Below are 16,695 nucleotides of genomic sequence, written 5' to 3' on the forward strand. Positions count from 1 at the left end.
TTTAATTTTTGTACTCTGCCGGGATGCTGACCCTGTGCCGTCCTCAGTAAAAGCGGCGATTTTGCTGTTGCTCCACCGCCGTTGTTCCTGATTGGGACTGCAAAAGTAGGGCAACATTTGCCCCGTGTCAAGACCCTGTTGAAAGTTTTTTCATTGAATAGAGGCTGCAAAAGCCTAATTGACTGATAAACAGAGAAAAAACGACCGAAAAAAGTTTAAACTATTTATTCACGTCGCTTTTGGTAGTTAGAGTTACCTACAAAAATTGTACTTTAGCTAGTAACACCTGACAGGAAGTATCATTGAAACGGCCAGCCTACAGCTGTCCTTTATGTGGGCTAGACATTATATAACAAAAGAAAGTTAGCCCCCTTATTCATTATGCGGATCTTACACACAGCCGATTGGCATCTAGGCAAACGATTATACCGTTCCGACCTTCGCGAAGACCACACATTGTTTCTTAATTGGCTTATTGAGGAGGTGGAACGCCGTGAGATCGACGTATTGCTGATTTCTGGCGACATTTTCGATACAACCAACCCAAATGATGGGTCTATGCAGTTGTATTACCAATTCCTGACCCGATTGCTTCCGTTATCTGTCAGGATTGTCATTACGGGCGGCAACCATGATTCGGCTACCAAACTCAACGCTCCCAAAGAACTGCTCCGGCATCTCAACATCCATGTGGTAGGCTGTACGAATGGGAACTGTCCCGATGAAGTGATCCGGTTTGCCAATGGCTCCTCTGACCTATTAGTAGCAGCAGTGCCTTATCTGCGCGATGCTGACCTGCGTCAGTCTATTTCCGGACAAACCTATGAAGACCGGGTAGAGGCACTACGAATGGGCATCCGGAACCACTACGAGCGAATCGTGGATCATTGTCATAGCGAGTATAGAGACGTACCCGTACTGGCGATGGGTCACCTCTATGTAAATGGAGCGTCGGTTTCGGAAAGCGAACGCGAGATTCACGCCGTAGGTGGTCAGGCGGCTTTTTCGAGCGAACACTTCCCCGAGGGCTTTACCTACGTAGCGCTTGGTCATATACATGTACCGCAACGGGTGGGCGGCAGCGAGGCAGTACGTTATTGTGGATCGCCTATTCCGTTAAGCTTCGCTGAGCGTGATAATGCGCATCAATTACTGCAGCTGACCGTAGAGAACGGGCAACTCGTGGCAATTGAGTCGGTACCGGTACCGCAGGCCCGTCCGTTTCGGCATATAACCGGTACACTCGACGAGGTGCGGGAACGGCTAAACCAATTGGAGATGACGCACGCCTTGCCTGCCCTGGTGGAAGTACTGGTAGAAGAGGATGCCGAAAGTCTTAGCACGCGCATGCATTTCGACCAGTTGCAGCGCGACTATAAAGATGCTCCGTTTATCCTGACCAAAACCCGGCTTCTGTTTCGGAATAAGCGGAAGAACCTGGAATCGTTGTTCGATGCCGATACCCATCTGGCCGACCTGACGTACCTGGATGTTTTTGCGCAACGGCTGGTGATGGCGCAGGTAGACGATACCCAGCGCGACCAGCTTATTGATACCTACCAACAACTTTATACAATGGTTACGGAGCAGACGGCTCCGCTACAGCATGAAAATTCGCCAAATCCGGTTTCGTAATATCAATTCGTTTTATGGCGAACACGAGCCTATTCAATTTGCCAGCGGCCTCCTCGGCGACACCGGTCTTTTTGTGATCTCTGGCCCAACGGGCGCTGGCAAGTCGACGCTGCTCGATGTGATGACCCTTGCTTTGTTCAACCGGCTTCCCCGATTAAATGGGGCTATCTCGGGCACGGCTATTACTGACGATGGCCTGATAGTAAACCGGCAGGCGGCGGCAGAGCCTAATACGAGCGCTTATGCCGAAGTAGAATATGAAGTCGATGGCAACCGGTACCGGTCGCGCTGGTCGATTCGCAAAAACAGGAAGAATAACTGGAACAACTACGAAATGGAAGTTGCCCGACTGGCCGACGATAAGCCAGAGGGTATTCTGTTTCCTATTAAAGACCTCCGCGATTTTCCGAAGAAGAACGAAGAATTGATTGGCCTTTCGTATGAACAGTTCATTAAGTCGATTGTGCTGGCACAGGGCGCATTCGACCAGTTTCTGAAATCGAAGGCATCGGAACGGAGCAAGATGCTCGAGCAATTGACCGGTACGGAAATCTACCGGCAGTTGAGCCGCAAAGCCTACGAGCATACCAAGTACCTCGACGAACAGATTGATATTAAACGGGTGGGCATCGGCTCGATCAGGATGCTGAGTCCCGACCGGGTGACCGAGCTGACCGATCAACTAGTGCTGGCCGATACCCAACTGGCCGAGGTAAAAGCGCAGATCAAGCTGTTTGAAGCCGAGAAGAAGTTTGTCGATGACGCCGAACGGGCCGAGAAGGTCTTGGCAAGATTAGCCGCAACCGGCGAAAAACTGGCCGAACGAACCGCTTCCTTTACCCCCGACCGCGACCGCCTGCTGCTGCACAACAAGGCCACGCCGCTGGCTGGCCTGCTTACCGAACTGGCCGGGGCCGAACGCGCTATACTGAAAGCACGCCAGGATCGGGCAACCGTAACAGCTGAATTAAACCGGCTGTCTGAACGGCTCAACAACCTGGTGGCCGAGGCAGTCGCGTTTGTGGGTACGCCAGGATTAACCTCAACTGCGGCCGGTGCAGCTATCGACGCATTTCGGGAACGGCTAACCACCTTACAGAATCAGCTTACCGCCGAGCAAAACGCCGCTGCACCCCTGCTTCAGCGCATTCGGCAACAGGCAACCACTGAACCGGAACTGCGTAGCAGTCCACTACATCAGCTTACGCTGGACAATGTGGCTAGTTCTCTGGTCGACCTGCAGGCAGACCGGGCAGGCGTGCAAACACGGATTGACACCCTGTTGGAAACGTACCCGGACGTTACACCAGCTACCCTTCCCGAGCGTAGCCAGCAGGCTATTGACCGCGACAAGGTGCTGGGCACTTTGATTCTGTTGGAAGAAGAACAACGCGACCGGATTCTTAAAGGGCAGAAGCTGGCCGAGCCGATTGAGGCATTGAAAAGCCAGATTGAATTGCTCCTGCCGTTGCTGGCCGCGGCCCGCGAGCGCGAGCGCAGTGCCGAAGAAACCGTCAACCAGCTCGACGCTGAACAACGTCGGTTAAGTGCCGAGGTGAACTTAACGGAATTGCGCGAAGCTCTGGTCGATGGTGAACCTTGTCCGCTATGTGGCTCACCGGAGCACCCCTATGCCACCCACTACATCAATCAGCTGGGTACAGTAGCCGCCAGGCTACTGCTGGTGAAGGATGAGTTTCAGAAAGCCCGAACAACCACGAGGGGGCTGTCGGATAAGCTGATTGCGCAGGAGGCTCAACTAGCCGAGGCAGAACGTACCCAGCAAACCCTTCGCGATCAGTTTCGGGGAAAGCGTGATGAGATCAACGCACTGCGCGAAGCTAACCAACTGGCCGAAGACGCAGGGCCGGAATTGCTCAGGAGCGAACAACGGGAGTTAGCCACTACACAGGCCGACCTGAAAACGCTGCGTTCGCTTTGGGAGAAACAACGCACCATCGATCTCCTGATTCAGCAACTGACCGAATTGCAACAGCACCAACAAGCGATCAACTCCCTCACGCAGCAGAAACAGGCGCTCTATGCCAGTGATGACTGGCCGCAGCGGGCAGGTACGTTGCTGAAGAACCTCGCCGATGTGCAGAGCCGCATAGCCACACAGACCGGACTTCAGCAGAAGACGGAAGAGGATGAACAGGCAGCCCTAACCGACGAGCGGCGCATTAGTACAGCACTCGTGCCGCAACTGAAAAAACAGGGCTTCGATTCAGCCGACGTGGCCCGGCAACTGTTACTGGACGTACCCACTTCGCAGAAGCTTCAGAAACAACGCGACGAACTGGACCGCGATCGAATAGAGCTCGACCAAAGCATTGCCGACGAACAGAAACGGCTGGATGCCGCTCATAAGGCCCGCAAGACAGCGTTGACGCCCGATGAGGTAAAAGCCACGTTTGATACGGCCCGAAAGAAACACGAGAAACTGTTGACCGACTCTGGCTACGCACGTAGCGAACTAGACACAAACAAGAAAAGCGTGACGGCGCATCAGAAAGCCATTGCCGAGCTGGCGAGGATGGAGGCGGACGTGATGCCCTGGAAAGAGCTCACCAAACTGATTGGCAGTGCCAAAGGCGATTCATTCAGCAAGTTTGCCCAGAGCCTGACACTGGCCCAGTTGATTGGCCTGGCCAACCGGCGGCTGAAAAACCTGACGGATCGCTACCTGCTGCTGTCGCCCCGCGAAGAGCAGGACGAACTGTTTGTGGTGGATTTGTATCAGGGACAGGCCGAACGAACAATCACCAGTCTGTCGGGCGGCGAAACGTTTACGCTTAGTTTGGCACTGGCGCTGGCCCTGTCTGATCTGGCGTCGCAGAACGTGCAGATCGATAGCCTGTTTATCGACGAAGGGTTCGGGACACTGGACCCGGAATCGCTCGATACGGCGATTGTGATGCTGGAAAAGCTCCAGCAGGAAAGTCAGAAAACGATCGGCATCATCTCGCACCGGCACGAGATCAAGGAACGCATCACCGTTCAAATCCAGGTTGAACGGGGCATCGACGGGAATAGCCGGTGCTACGTAGTCAGCTAAAAGGTTCTCCGTCTTCTGTTGCGCTGCATGCTACCGGTGGGTACGTTGCCTGGCAATGCGACAGAAGACGGAGAACTTCGTTTTATCGTCCTTCCATTACTTCCATCGACACGCCGGTATTGACGAAGCCGCCGTCGTGGAAGAGGTTTTGCATGGTCACCATGCGGGTCAGGTCAGAGAACAGCGTGAGGCAATAGTCGGCGCACTGGTCGGCTGAGGCGTTGCCTAGTGGCGCCATTTTGTCGGCAAAATCATAGAATTTATCAAAGCCACCAATGCCCGATCCGGCGGTGGTGACGGTGGGCGACTGTGACACGGTGTTCACCCGCACTTTCCGGTATTTACCGTAGTGATAACCGAAGCTACGGGCAATCGATTCGAGCATCGATTTTGCTTCGGCCATGTCGGTATAGAAGGGGAACGTACGCTGAGCGGCCATATACGTCAGGGCCACAACCGAACCCCACTCGCTGATGGCATCCTGCTTATAGGCCGTTTGCAACATCCGGTGCAATGACAGCGCCGAGATATCGATGCTCTGCTTGAACCATTCGTAGTTCAGGTCGGTGTAAGCGCGGCCTTTCCGGATGTTGGGGCTCATGCCGATGCTGTGCAGCACGAAGTCAGCTTTTCCACCCAGAATTTCCTGCGATTGAGTAAAGAGTTTCTCCAGATCTTCGGTCGATGTAGCGTCAGCGGGGATGATTTCAGCGTTGCAGTGTTGGGCCAGCTCCTTGATAGCACCCATCCGCATGGCGATTGGCGCGTTGGTGAGCACAAACGTGGCACCTTCTTCGTGGGCTTTAAGCGCCACTTTCCAGGCGATTGATTTTTCGTCGAGGGCACCCGAAATGATGCCGCGCTTTCCGTTAAGGAGTCCGTAAGCCATAAGTTAGAATAAAAAGAGTAGAATGAGAATGACCAATGAGGCGCCTAACAAACCGTACCGTCTGCTGATTATACTGTCGGCAGTAGCCATTCAGGGAGCGCAAAAGTAACTTAATTCAGTATCTACAGGCTACCTCTGTTGGGTGCTGACCCCAAATTCTGTTTCCAGATACTGCCGGGCAATCTCTTCTTCCGCATCGTAAATGGTACGGTCGGATAGCGCCCGATGGCCATTATTTAGGGCATTAACCCAGCTGTGCCGGGCATATGGATCATAATCAAAATTCACGGGGTGTTGCCCACGCTGATTGACAGACCGAAACCAGTCGGTGTTGAGGTCTATGTAGCCAAACAAACAAAAGGGAAGTGCTTCACCTTCAGGCATAGTCATTGGACGGGCCACGTCGAGATTCACCATACAGGCGTACTCATTGAGCCGACATTCGGGCAAAGGCCATCCTTTACCATCACTGATCATATTCCGGTAGTTGCCACCGCGCGGATCGCCGTGTTTCTGATAAAGTGCTTCTACTTCAGCGGCCTCTGGGCGATATGTCTGATAGCGATCTCCATCACACAGTCCTTCTTTGTAAGCAGGGCAGTTCCAACATTGGCCTACTTTACCAATACCAATGGCATCACCTATGTTTTCAAGGTATGCCTTTACTAGATCATCGGTATAAAGCACATCGTTATGCGTGACGAACAGGTATTTCTTATCCGATTTCTCCCAAGCGTATTGGTATCGTACTGACTGCCGAAATGGGGGTATAGCCAACAGATGCCGCCGTTTATCGGTTCTCATGTTCCGATAACCATAGTGAATCCAGGGACGGTAATAAATCGTTTTATAGGGCTTAAGTAATTCTCGGAGCGGCTCTAAATCGGTGTTGGCTGGCTGCTCACGCTCTTCAATAAAATAAATCGTGTCGATCCACTGACCAGATTGTTTCAGTAACGAAAGCAGAGTGACAGCCGTTAAATACGGCTTTCCATAAACACTGATGGCTACATCAACGGACTTAGGTTGAAGCATTTTTGATTGAATTAATGAAGTAACAAAACTACACCAACTTAATTGACCATCAACGTGCCCGACGCCGTACCAATCGTATGGTGTTGGTCAGGAACTGCTCGGTAGCCCGATACACGCCGTCGAGATCACCCGAGGTGAAGTGCGACGCAATCACGTGCTCGCCCGCTTTCGGGAAAGCTACCTTCTCCTTTTTATCGGCCAACGTACCCAGTTGCTCATACATCGTCAGCATGGCCGCTACCGACACGACTTTGTCCTGATGGTCTTCGTCTTTATAGTAATAGCCCATAAACAGGGGCTGCTTCACCTTCGCAAATTCGTCGGGCGTCATATACTCGTCCAGCATCGTTTGCAGCGTAATCAGGCCGTTGATATGGTACCTCGTTAGCCAGTACTGCGCGCGATCAGGTTTGTAGGTAGTCACCGTCACGTGTTCACCGTTTAGCACCTGCTTCATGATCTGCGCGCCCCAGGGCCTGGTCGCCAGTTTCAGCGCCGGATTGGCCACCTCAATACAGGGCGAGTACAGCACCAGTCCAGCAATTTCCGGGTGGCGTTGGGCCAGATAGAGCGTCAGCATTCCGCCCGCTGAAGTGCCGATTACCACAACCCGATCGCCCAGGGCTTTCCCGATGGCCAGCGCCCGCTCAGCCGATGCCTTGTACTTGTCGGGCGTGAGGCCTTTGAAGGCGTCGGGCGAGGTAAGGCCGTGTTCTTCGGGGCGGGCCAGATAGAGATTGCAGCCAAAGTGTTTCGCCAGCTTTTTATGAATCGGATCGCCCTCGGCCCAGGTTGCCCCAAAGCCGGGGATGTAGACCATACTGACGGGTGTCTTTACTTTCCGGGTACTATCGGCCCAAACAATGCGCGCTTCATTGTCGGGCTTCAACCCCGCCCGCTTTTCCGACTCGGCGATGGTTTGTTCGAGGGTAGCCAAATCAGTTACCGGCAATTCTGTCTGAGCAGGCCCGAGCGCAAATTGATGCCGGGGACCGAGTGCATACCCCAATGCCAGCACCGCCAGTAGACCCGTTACCGATACTAAAATTCGTTTCATAGGATAGTGGGAATAGGCTGTAAAATGAGCAGGTCAGGTTAATTTACACAAATTCGCTACTTCCTCTTTCGTTGTCATTCACCTTCCCGAAATCAGGCTCAATCAGCTTGATTTGCCTGCCCCCATCAAAATTCGGGAATTTCCATGCGGATGCGCCAATCTTTCGGCAGGTAATTGTTAATGCGCGACCCGACACCTTTCATCCAGCCCAGTGGCAAGCCTTTGTAGCGAGCCAGTAGCCACCCTCTGGGTACGTCGGGTAATACCAGGTTTTCCTTTTTGAAATAGCGAAGGGCATCGTCCAGACTTAGCTCTACACCCGGCAGATCGGTAGCCAGCTCGGTGCTTAACGCCAGGGCATGGGCAGGCATGAAATCGGTCCCTTTGAACACGCCAAGATCTAACCCGAAGCCCTTGTTGCGCAAAACGGTATCAATCAGCACCAGTTCTTTTTCTATGCCCAGCGGAACCGCAATGACATCGCCATTGGGTTTTTCCCAGTACGAAAACGCATCCGGGTTTTTCAGGAACGGCCGCAACGTACCCAGTTGTTTGCGGTGCACCGGCCGGGCCGATTTGAAGCCCCGGTTTCGGGTGACGGGGGCCGTAGCGGCTGCTTTTCGACGGAACACGCTGATGAAGAAGCCCTCGCCACGTACCCGGTGCGGATAGCACTGGTACCCCACGGCATCGCCAACGGTACGGGTTTCAACACCCCAGTCAGCGGGCAGGTCGAGCGGGCGGTTCGTAAATCCGTTTTCGCTCAGGAAACGGATCATTTCCAGATTTTCGGCGTCATTGTAGGTACAGGTGCTGTAGATGAGCCAGCCACCATCGGCCACGAGCGGGGCTGCTGCCGATACAATACGTTTCTGCCGCAACGAACACATCTGGACGTGATCGGGCGACCATTCATTCACGGCGGCGGGGTCTTTACGGAACAGCCCCTCACCCGAGCAGGGCGCATCGATCATGACCAGATCAAAATAACCGGACAGGGGCGCAAACTCGTCAGGATCGTGGTGACTGACGACGACATTGGCATAGCCCCATTTATCCATGTTCTCGCGCAGGATGGGTATCCGGGTACGTATCACTTCGTTGCACACCAGCAAATTTGGCTCAGGTAAAGCAGACGCCAGCAGGGTGCTTTTCCCGCCCGGCGCGGCACACAGATCAAGCGCTCGAACAGGAGGCTGACCAGCATAAGGCTTACGTTGCCCAATTGTTTGCCGAACGGCCTCGGCCAGGAGCATCGATGAGGCTTCCTGTACATAATAAGCGCCCGCCTGAAATAGTGGATCGAGCGTAAACACAGGTCGTTCGGGTAAATAGTAAGCGCCATCGCACCAGGGTACAGGTGTAGCCTGCTCCACCATCGTGGGGCTGCTGGCTACGTCGAAACCGGGTTTACGCGGATTCAGGCGAATGCTTACAGGGGGCGACGTACTCAGTGCCGCTTCAAAAGCGGCAAATTCAGCACCGAGTTGCTGTTGCATCTGCTGCCGAAAGGCCTCAGGCAGTTGAGTAGGATTCATACTGTAAAGGTACAGGTGAGTTTGTGGTTTACTGTTGCTCCACAATTTGACAATTCCGGCAGCGCCGCAGTAGACCACAACGTCAAACCACAAACCTACCTGTACCTTTGCGGTATGACAGACCGTTTCAAACAGATCAAAACCTTTATTTTCGATGTCGACGGCGTAATGACCGATGGCAGTGTCAACGCGCTGGCTTCCGGCGAAATGTACCGGACGTTCAACATCAAGGATGGCTACGCGATTGAGCGGGCTATCAAGTCGGGCTATAACGTGGCCATTTTGTCGGCTGGCAACCAGGATGGGGTACGTAAACGACTGGCTTTCTTGGGCATCAAAGACGTTTTCATGGGCGGACCAACCAACCACAAACTCGATGTTTATCTGGGCTTCCTCAAGCGCGACAATCTGGTTGAAGCGGAGATCCTGTACATGGGCGACGACCTGCCCGACTACCATATTCTGAGCCGGGCCGATCTGCTAAGCACCTGCCCCGCCGATGCCGTCGACGAAATTCAGGCTGTCTGCAACTACATCTCGCCTAAAACCGGTGGCCACGGAGCCGTTCGCGATGTGATCGAGCAGGTCATGCGCGCACAGGGAACGTGGATTATTCCGTAGCACTACGCTTCCCGGTCAAACCGCTCCAGCACAAGTGGAAAGATAACGAGTTCGCCGTAGAGCGCCCCGACGATAGACACCGCCGTTAACAGACCCCACAGTTGAACGGTCACCAGCGAGCCAACTATCATCAGGATGTAACCCGAAAATAGCACGAAGGCGGTCAGTACAATGGCCGGGCCGACATGCGTTATGGTAGCCAACCGGGCCAGGTCGGGGCGTTTCCCGGCCTGGCGGTTTTGCCGGTACTTGTAAATGAAATGAATCGAGTCGTCGACGCAGAAACTTAGTACGATAGCGCCGATACTGGCCGTAGCTGTGTCGAGGCGAATACCCAGCCAACCCATTATGCCCATCATCACCACGACCGGAAACAAATTGGGAATAACCGTCAACGCCGCCAGTTTAACATCGCGGATAAACAGCCAGACCAACACGAATATCAGCCCAAACGACATCAGCAGGCTATTGACCTGCGACTCGGCCACGTAGTTGACAATACCGGCATACATGGGTTGATAGCCCGCTGGTTTCACGCTGGCCACGCGCCCCAGCGTGGCGTCGGCTATGCGCATCAGCGTATCCATTTTACCGGTTAGCTCGCGGGCAGAAAGCATAGTCCCTGACACGGTAACCCGTCCGGTATGTGAGGGGTCGTGGATGAACATACGGGCCAATTCAGGGGACCGGTTCGCCAGTTGTTCGTTCGCCAGTTTCAGCGCAGACCGACTTTTTAATGCGTTGCGACTCTTGGCCCCGAATTGTGCCTCGAAAACACTTTGATACAGTGAATAGAAGCCGAAGACCGGCCCCACGCCCGGCAGCGTTTTGGCCGAATCAGAAAAAGCCACCGCTGCCTGCACCACAGCAGGACTGAACAGCGATTGACCAGCTCTGGGCTCTACCAGTAATTCAAGCGGCATATACGGTCCCCAGGCAGCTTCCATGCCGCGATGATCCTGCACGACCGGGTGACTGTCGGGGAAATAACCGAGCGTGTAGGTATCCGTTTTCAACTGGGTTATGCCTAAGCCGAAGACGAGAACAAGCGCCCCCGAAAGCAGCTGAAACCAGGATTTCTTCGCCATAATCCGCCCCAGCAAGTGCGCCAGTCGATCTCCGGTCAGCGTTGTTATTGTCCGGGACGGCTGAGTTAGAGGCAGGAGTATTACCCCAAGCAGATAGGTGAAAAACAGGCACAGCCCGATCCCGATAGCGGCGAAAAGGCCAAAATTCTTCAGAATAGCCATCGGACTGGTTTCCAGTGCCAGAAAACCCGCCGCGGTCGTAAATGTCGTGAACAGACACGGTTTGAACACTGCCGCCAACGCCTGTAGGGCACTCTCGCGGTTATCTGCTCCTGCTTCACTGAGCTGGTTTCGCTCATTGATCACGTGAATGGCGTCCATGATACCCAGCAGCACAATAATGATCGGCAGCAGCACCGTCATCAGGTTGATACGATAGCCACAGGTACCATACAGACCAAGCGTAAAATAGGTTGACAGGGCCACCAGACCGATGGTATATAGCAACAACAGGGGCTTGCGATAAATCCACCAAAGCAACACGACCATGATCAGGTAACCGACGCCCAGAAAGAATCCGAAATCCTGTTGCGACAGGGCATTCAGCCCGGCGTAAATAATACCGACGCCACCGAAAAAGACCCGTTTATCTGGCAACTGTTTTTCTACCGTTGCTTTGATCGTGTCCAGCACCTCAGCTCGCCGCAAATCAAAATCGGGCCTGTTTTTCAGCGTAACCAGAAACCGGGCAGTGCTATAGTCATGGCTGAATAGCTGCTCGCGGATTGTTGGTTGAGCAGCCAGCCTGTTTCTAACGTCGGTAGCGGTCGTATTGGCTGCGAGCAGGGGAATCAGGTCCATGCCCAGGGGCGATTTTGTGGGGATGTTTGTGTTGCCTGGACCAATGACGCCCGCCACATCAGGCAAGATCTCCAGGGCATTGGTGACCGCCGTGAAAGAGGCAAAATAAGCCGGATTCAACAGGCCCTGTGCATCGTTTACCATGACAATGACCACTTCATCATTACCAAAACGCGCCTTAAACTGCTGGTAGGTGACCAGCGCAGGATCGTCGTCCAGAAACCAGACGGTTAAGCTGTTATCAACCTGTAGCGCTGTTTGCACACCCGGCCATAGGAACGTACCCAGCACTACCGTCAGGAGCAGCAGCCAATACCTGGCTTTGTAAAGAATGGTCATCCAGTAAGGTATACATAAACAGGCGGTTGATGTCTACCAAAAAATCAATCCAACTGCATAAACGTATCTGCTTAGCAGGTATTTCCGCTATTTTCGGCGCATGAACGTACCCAGTTTTATCGCTTACCTGAACCAGCGGTTTCCCGTCGTAAATATGGCCCTGTTTGCGGTTCTTTTTCTGACGGTTTACTCAGTGGCGACATACACTTGGCCAACGTTCACCACGGACACCTTCAGCTGGCGCGATAGCCTGGGTATCATAGCGGTCATTTCCTTCTTTTTCCGCCTGCGGGTGTTCGACGAGCATAAAGACTACGCGCTGGACGCCATTAACCATCCGGAGCGGGTCTTGCAATCGGGCCGGGTCACACTGAGCCAACTTCACTATACCTCACTGACTGGCGCTGGTATCGAACTGGTCTGGTCAGTGCTGATGGGCGTACCTACGCTGGTTTGCTGGCTGCTGGCGGTGGGTTACAGCTTACTGATGCGCTACGAATTTTTTGTCGGCAACTACCTGAAAAAACGCCTGCTACTCTACGCTATCACCCACATGCTCATCATGCCGCTGGTCATTGCCTGGATCTGGTCGGCTTATGTACCAGCCTATGCTCTATCGGGTGGGTTTTACTTACTGGCGGCGCTCAGTTTACTCGGTGGCTTTGCGTTCGAGATAGCCCGTAAGCTACACGTACCCGAGGCCGAGCGCCCCCTCATCGATTCGTATTCGAAAGCAATGGGGTACGTACCTGCCATCACCACTGTCATGCTGGTGCTGCTCGTTAGCGTTCTGGTACAGGGCTACCTGCTTCATGAGCTAAATGCGGGCTTGTTTCCGCTCTGCCTCATCGGTTTGTTGTACTTGGCCACCGTTGGCATTTACCTTAGTTCGGTGACCAACCCGCGGGAGAAAACCCTGAAAGTAGCCGAGTTACTGGTTTCACTCGCCATGCTGGTCAGCTATCTGTCCATCATTCTGGTTGTCAATTTCCGAATCGGTACGCGATGATCTGCTACGGCCCTCATGCCCCCAAAACCGGCACCATTGGCGGCAAAGCAGCCGGCCTATATCGGTTGCAAACGCTGAACATAGCCGTTCCCCCGTTTCTGGTTATTTCTGCCGAAACGTTTGACCCCGTCCTCGCCGGATTACCAGCCGATGAAACCGCAGTCGCGCTTCGCCGACAGGCCTTATTAGGTACTAGCCTGTCAGCAGCCGATCAGGTAGGTATTGCCCAGATTCTGGCCGAGTGGGGCTTTCCCGCGCAGGCAGTGGTGGTCCGTTCATCAGTAGCCGATGAAGATGGTATGTCCCACGCTTTTCCCGGCATGATGGACTCCTTTCTGAATCTGACTACCCTGAGCGATATCTACAGCGCCGTATTGAGCTGTGCGGCCAGTGCCTATACCGATCGGGCTATAGCCTATCGAAGGCAAAAAGGGCTGCCCCTCAACGCCCGGCCAGCCGTCATTATTCAACAACAAATTACCCCCGTAGCCAGCGGCGTGCTATTCACTACCTCTCCCGATTACCCGCAGGAGATGGCGGCTCATGCGCTGTTCGGTTTCGGCGAAGGAGTAATGACCGGTGGGCTGGATGCCGACGAGTTTTACTGGCTGAAACAGTCAGCGCAGGTTCATCGGAAGGTCATTGTCCATAAAACACAGCAGCTGGTCCCCGGTAACGGACCTGGCCTTTACCAAACACCGATTAGCCCGGACAAACAGGTAATTCCCTGCCTGACCGACAGCCAGTTGAATGAACTTTTTCAGGTAGGCACATCGCTGGAAAAAGCGTTTGGTGGCCCGCAGGATGTCGAGTTTGTGGTGACGGATGACCAGCTTTTTGTGGTGCAGTCGCGGCCCATCACCCAGGCAATCCCAGACGTGGTGGTGTACGATAATTCAAACATTCAGGAGAGTTATTGCGGCGTGACGACCCCACTCACATTCAGCTTCGCCAGCCGTGCCTATGCCACCGTGTACCGCCAGACCATGCAGACGCTGGGGTTACCCAAAGCCACGATTCAGGCCCACGAAGCAACGGTCACTCAGTTGCTTGGTCTGGTGAAGGGACGCATTTACTATAACATCAACAACTGGTACAGGGGACTGCAACTCCTACCGTCGTTCAGGCAGAACAAAGCCGATATGGAACGCATGATGGGTCTCGACGAACCCGTCGAATTTGTGCAGGATACCAAGAAAACAACGCGCCAGAAACTGGTCATGCTGCCCCGGTTGGTAGTCAACCTCGCTCGGCTGTTGTGGGCTTTTTCACGATTAGGCAGGTACGTACCTGCTTTTCATACCCATTTCCTCAACCAGTATAACCGCTTTTACGGGCTGGATCTCAATAAATTAACCAGTACCGAGCTGATGCGGCAGAAGACGACACTCGACAACGAACTACTCGGTAATTGGACCACGCCCATCATCAACGATTTTTACGTAATGATGACCAATGGCAGTGTGGTCAGGAAGTTAACGCAAGCAGGCGTTGCCCAACCCGATGAGTTTTTGAGCCGATACCTGTCGGGCGATAAGCAAATCGAAAGTACGCAGCCCGTCAGGGCCATGATTCGGCTGGCCGGTCAGGTACGTCAGCAGCCAGATTTGCGGGCGCTGATTCTTGCCAATCCGGCCGATTTGCCTGCTCAGGTACACGCCAAATTTCCAGCCTTCTATGCAGCTGTTCACCAATTTATCGATCAATACGGCGATCGGACAGTGGGTGAGCTGAAACTGGAAACCGTCACGATGCGGCTTGCTCCTACCGTCTTTTACCAATACCTGCGGAATTACCTCACGGCCGATCTGATCACCAGCGCGCTGACCGAAACGACTACCACATCGCACACAAACGCCGCCGCCGAACTAACGCAAGTGCTGACAAGCCAATCAGCCTTTTTTCGACGGTCAGTTTGGCGAAAATTAAGGCAATTGCAGCAGGCAATCCGTTACCGGGAGGCCCTTCGGCTCGAACGTACCCGGCTCTTCGGCATGTACCGAAGCCTGTATCTTGCCCTAGGCAGCAAACTGGTTATGGCCAACAAACTGACCAGTCCACGAGACGTTTTCTTTCTGACAGAAACCGAACTTATGGCCACCGCTGGTACCGCTAACGTACCTGATCTTATTGAACTCGTAGCAAACCGACAAGCCGAATTTGCCCGATACGCCACCGAAGACGTACCCAGCCGGGTAGTTATTCCATCGCCGCCAATGACAGACCTCCCCCCTGCTGTGCGTCAAGACGGGGTGTTACAGGGAACAGGCTGCGTACCGGGCGAGGTAATGGGCGAGGTCATTGTCATCACTGACCCACGCGACAACCTCGACGTGACCGGCAAGATCGTGTGTGCGTTGCGAACCGATCCGGGCTGGGCGGTGCTGTTCCCAACCTGCCGGGCGGTGCTCATCGAAAAAGGGTCGTCGCTTTCGCATTCCGTCATTTTGCTGCGCGAACTGGGCATTCCAACCATCATTAATGTGCCGGGGCTAACCAAGCTGATTGAAACCGGGCAGCGGATCACTATGAACGGACGTACCGGCGAAATTCAGTTGCAAAATCCATGACCTTGATTGACCGGATTCCTTACGATGGCCCGCTGCCAGATCGCTTCTTCTCCGTTGCCTCTGCCAGCGATGACGATCCTGCCCTAATCGAACAGCTTTTTCAACTGGAAGCCGACCGGAACGAGATCATTTTGTATATCGGCGAGCCGACCATCAGGCTGGTCGGTATCTTTCCCGAGCGGTCCAACGAAGCCTACTTTGGTTTCTGGGAAACGACCAATGACCTTGCTCTGAATCAGCAGGCATTTACGTTGCTCTATGCCGATGCCCGGCAACGGGGCAGACAGACCATAGTGGGGCCGCTGAATTTTAACACCTTCCACAACTACCGGCTACGCCTGCATGAACCGCCTTCGTGGGGCCGATTCGACCGGGAGCCCGTCAACCCGACGTATTACCCCCGACTGCTCGAGCAACTGGGTTTTAGTGTCAGAAGCCAGTTCGAGAGTCGGCTCATTCGCCACAATGACATACCGATTGCCTACATCGATAAGCAACAACTCCTGGCTGGGCTGTCGCACATCCCGTTTGATTTTATTCCGCTCAACCCCGACACCTGGCTACAATATGAAGATGAACTGGCTGACCTGGTTCATCAGGTTTTCAGCGCAAATCCGGCTTATAAGCCCATCTCCAGGGCTCAGTTCCAGTTGCTGTATAATAAGCAGTTCGCTGAAAAGCTGTGTCCACATTCGTCGGTGCTTTTCCGCGACCGACAATCGGGGCAGTTGGTGGCCATGAGCTTCTGTATGCCTAATTACCAGTCGCTGGCGTTGGCTCCTGGCGAAACGCCCAAGTTCGTCCGTGATTTTCCTCGCCTTGACAGAAAGGTATTGCTGGTTAAATCGGTGGGTGTTCATCCATTGTATCGAAAGCAGGGCTTAATGTCTTACATCGGCGCTTATGGCATGCTGCGCTTTCAGGAATTTTACGATGACGTTATCTTTTGCCTGATGCGCTCCGACAATTTTTCACTGCATTTCTCCGACACTCTCCCCCACGAAACCGCCCACTATGCGTTGTTCGAGAAGCCGGTTACGGATTAAAACTTGCTT

The 16,695-nt window shown here is 53.7% G+C and carries 11 protein-coding genes; 6 read left to right on the forward strand and 5 right to left on the reverse strand.

Translation table 11 applies throughout. From position 1 onward, the window contains the following. Positions 1-381 precede the first annotated feature (381 nt). Positions 382-1,635, forward strand: coding sequence for an exonuclease SbcCD subunit D C-terminal domain-containing protein (locus tag F7231_RS08570; RefSeq protein ID WP_166691620.1), 1,254 nt, complete (start codon positions 382-384; stop codon positions 1,633-1,635). Beyond that, positions 1,607-4,693, forward strand: a complete 3,087-nt coding sequence (locus tag F7231_RS08575; RefSeq protein WP_166691621.1) for an AAA family ATPase — start codon at positions 1,607-1,609, stop codon at positions 4,691-4,693. Before F7231_RS08570 ends, F7231_RS08575 begins: the two co-directional genes overlap by 29 nt. A gap of 82 nt (positions 4,694-4,775) precedes the next feature. Here the strand turns inward: F7231_RS08575 and F7231_RS08580 are convergent, their stop codons facing one another. The 4 genes from F7231_RS08580 to F7231_RS08595 all read right to left on the reverse strand — a co-directional run bounded on the left by F7231_RS08580 (position 4,776) and on the right by F7231_RS08595 (position 9,212). Next, positions 4,776-5,582: an enoyl-ACP reductase FabI gene (locus F7231_RS08580; RefSeq protein WP_085410655.1), complete on the reverse strand. Its 807-nt coding sequence runs from the start codon at positions 5,580-5,582 to the stop codon at positions 4,776-4,778. Positions 5,583-5,711: 129 nt separating this feature from the next. Then, positions 5,712-6,617: a hypothetical protein gene (locus tag F7231_RS08585; RefSeq protein WP_085410656.1), complete on the reverse strand. Its 906-nt coding sequence runs from the start codon at positions 6,615-6,617 to the stop codon at positions 5,712-5,714. A gap of 49 nt (positions 6,618-6,666) precedes the next feature. Then, complete coding sequence (locus F7231_RS08590; RefSeq protein ID WP_166691622.1) at positions 6,667-7,674, reverse strand: alpha/beta hydrolase; 1,008 nt, start codon at positions 7,672-7,674, stop codon at positions 6,667-6,669. Positions 7,675-7,799: 125 nt separating this feature from the next. After that, the gene (locus F7231_RS08595; protein WP_166691623.1) at positions 7,800-9,212 is read right to left on the reverse strand and encodes a methyltransferase RsmF C-terminal domain-like protein; all 1,413 of its coding nucleotides are present in this window, start codon (positions 9,210-9,212) and stop codon (positions 7,800-7,802) included. A 114-nt stretch (positions 9,213-9,326) separates the two neighbouring features. Here F7231_RS08595 and F7231_RS08600 point away from each other — a divergent pair, with 114 nt between their 5' ends. Further along, on the forward strand, positions 9,327-9,833 hold the full coding sequence (locus tag F7231_RS08600; protein WP_085410659.1) for a KdsC family phosphatase: 507 nt from the start codon (positions 9,327-9,329) through the stop codon (positions 9,831-9,833). A gap of 2 nt (positions 9,834-9,835) precedes the next feature. On the opposite strand, the gene F7231_RS08605 is transcribed toward F7231_RS08600, so the two are convergent. After that, positions 9,836-12,061 (reverse strand): efflux RND transporter permease subunit, encoded by a 2,226-nt coding sequence (locus tag F7231_RS08605; protein ID WP_166691624.1) that lies wholly within the window; start codon positions 12,059-12,061, stop codon positions 9,836-9,838. A 100-nt stretch (positions 12,062-12,161) separates the two neighbouring features. On the opposite strand from F7231_RS08605, the gene F7231_RS08610 reads away from it, so the two are divergent. From F7231_RS08610 to F7231_RS08620, 3 genes are read left to right on the forward strand one after another with little or no spacing between them, the layout of a single operon-like run. Beyond that, the gene (locus F7231_RS08610) at positions 12,162-13,070 is read left to right on the forward strand and encodes a UbiA prenyltransferase family protein (protein WP_166691625.1); all 909 of its coding nucleotides are present in this window, start codon (positions 12,162-12,164) and stop codon (positions 13,068-13,070) included. Then, a complete protein-coding gene (locus F7231_RS08615; RefSeq protein ID WP_166691626.1) occupies positions 13,067-15,640 on the forward strand; it encodes a PEP/pyruvate-binding domain-containing protein in 2,574 nt (857 codons plus the stop codon). The genes F7231_RS08610 and F7231_RS08615 overlap by 4 nt, the downstream gene beginning before the upstream one ends. Continuing rightward, the gene (locus tag F7231_RS08620; RefSeq protein ID WP_166691627.1) at positions 15,637-16,686 is read left to right on the forward strand and encodes a hypothetical protein; all 1,050 of its coding nucleotides are present in this window, start codon (positions 15,637-15,639) and stop codon (positions 16,684-16,686) included. The genes F7231_RS08615 and F7231_RS08620 overlap by 4 nt, the downstream gene beginning before the upstream one ends. Positions 16,687-16,695 lie beyond the last annotated feature (9 nt).

Source organism: Fibrivirga algicola, assembly GCF_011742925.1.
In the GTDB taxonomy this organism is placed as follows: domain Bacteria; phylum Bacteroidota; class Bacteroidia; order Cytophagales; family Spirosomataceae; genus Fibrella; species Fibrella algicola.